The sequence below is a fragment of the Bradyrhizobium sp. 62 genome (assembly GCF_023073035.1).
Classification (GTDB): Bacteria; Pseudomonadota; Alphaproteobacteria; order Rhizobiales; family Xanthobacteraceae; genus Bradyrhizobium.
In genome coordinates, this window is record NZ_JADPIT010000019.1 from 89,529 (window position 1) to 91,511 (window position 1,983).

A 1,983-nucleotide genomic window follows, 5' to 3' on the forward strand; every position below is an offset into this window, starting at 1 on the left:
TCTCCGACATCCGCTTCAGCCAGGCCGAGACCAACCGGACCACCCAGGATTCGCTGGAGGCCGTCCACAACGCCCTTGGCCACGTCGTCGATCGTCTCTCGATGATCGAGGGCGATCTTCGCAATGTGCGCACCGCGCCGCCCGCCCCTGCGCCGCAGCCGATGCCGATGCCGATGGCCGCTCCCATGGAGCCCGCGCCGATGGCGCGCGAGCCACGGCCGCAGCCACAGCAGCACCCGAAATACGATCCGAAGCCCGAGTTGCCCAATCCGGCCGCCGCGCAGGCGGCGCACGCCGCCTTCGCCGCCGCGCCGCGCGAATTCCATGCCGCCGCGCCGGCCGCGCCGCCGCCGATGCCGATGGCGCCGCCGCTTCCACCACGCGCGATCAGCGAAATCCTGGAGCCGCATACGGCGCCCACGCGCGGCGCGCTTGCGCCCGAACTGCCGCCGGATCATCCGCTCGAGCCGGGCACAAGGCCGGGTGCACGCATCGCCACGCCGTCGGAGCGCATTGCCGCGTCCGAAAGCGCGATCAGCGAAATCCCGGCCGCGCCCAAGGAGCCGGTGTCGTCGTCGAGCTTCATCGCGGCCGCGCGCCGCGCAGCGCAAGCCGCCGCCGCGCAGCCACCCGAGAAAACAGGCCGGGCCGCCAAGGCGTCTGTCGGCGGCGCAAAGGACAAGGGTAAGGCCAGCGATAAGGATGGCGGTTCGACCATCACCTCGAAGATCCGCTCGCTGCTGGTCGGCGCGAGCGTGGTCGTGATCGTGCTCGGCACCTTCAAGATGGCGATGAACCTGCTCGATGGCAGCAGCTCGTCACCGTCGCCGCAGGCGATGGAGAATTCGTCGCCCGCACCCGCGCCGCAGGCACCGCCGCCGGTCGAGAACAAGCCCGCCACGCCCGAGCAGGTCACGCCGTCAATGACCTCGCCGACCCCGATCGGCCGGCAATCCCAGAACAATGCCGCGCCTGCTGCCGCCAATTCTGGCAACTCGGCCTCGGTCGAAATTCCGCCGGTGCCTGCCGCAGCGCCGCAGCCGGCCTCCAGCGACGTCACCGGCGCGCTGTCGGGCACGAGCCGCGCGAAACTCGCGATGATCCAGGTGCCGCCGACCGAAAAGCTGCCTGACGGCATCGGTGGCCCCGGCTTGCGTACCGCCGCGATGAAGGGCGATGCGACCGCGGCCTACGAGATCGGCGTGCGCTTTGCCGAGGGCAAGGGCGTGGCTGCAAACTATGAAGAAGCCGCCAAATGGTACGACCGCGCGGCGCAGGCCGGCGTCGTACCCGCGACCTTCCGCCTCGGGACACTCTACGAAAAGGGTCTCGGCGTGAAGAAGGACGCCGACATCGCCCGCCGCTACTACACGCAGGCGGCCGAGCGTGGCAACGCCAAGGCGATGCACAATCTCGCGGTGCTCGACGCCGATGGCGGCGGACGCGGCGCCAACTACAAGAGCGCGGCACTGTGGTTCCGCAAGGCCGCCGACCGCGGCGTCGCCGACAGCCAGTTCAACCTCGGGATCCTCTATGCCCGCGGCATCGGGGTGGAGCAGAACCTCGCCGAGTCCTACAAATGGTTCACCCTCGCCGCCGCCCAGGGCGATGCGGACGCAGCAACCAAGCGCGATGATGTTGCCAAGCGGCTCGACCCGCAATCGCTCGCCGCCGCCAAGCTCGCGATCCAGACCTTCAGCGCCGAGCCGCAGCCCGACGACGCCGTCAATGTTGCGGCCCCGAACGGCGGCTGGGACAGCGCGCCGCAGGCCAACGCGAAGCCTGCGCCGAAGCCGGTTGCCGCCAAGCGCGCGGCGTCGGCGGTGCATTGAGAGGGGTCACTCAACCGTCTCTGACGAAAATCTGGACTGGTCGTCCTGGCGAAAGCCAGGACCCATTAACACAAGCGATCGTTGTTGGAGGACGGTGTGGCCACAGCCTGCCGCGATAACTACCAGTCGGGATAATGGGTCCTGGCTTTCG

1 protein-coding gene is annotated in these 1,983 nt (G+C 69.4%); it reads left to right on the forward strand.

Annotated features, from left to right (window positions below; translation table 11 throughout):
• The coding region (locus IVB47_RS22085) for a tetratricopeptide repeat protein (protein ID WP_247464249.1) at positions 1-1,832 on the forward strand (1,832 nt) is incomplete at its 5' end.
• Positions 1,833-1,983: the final 151 nt, after the last annotated feature.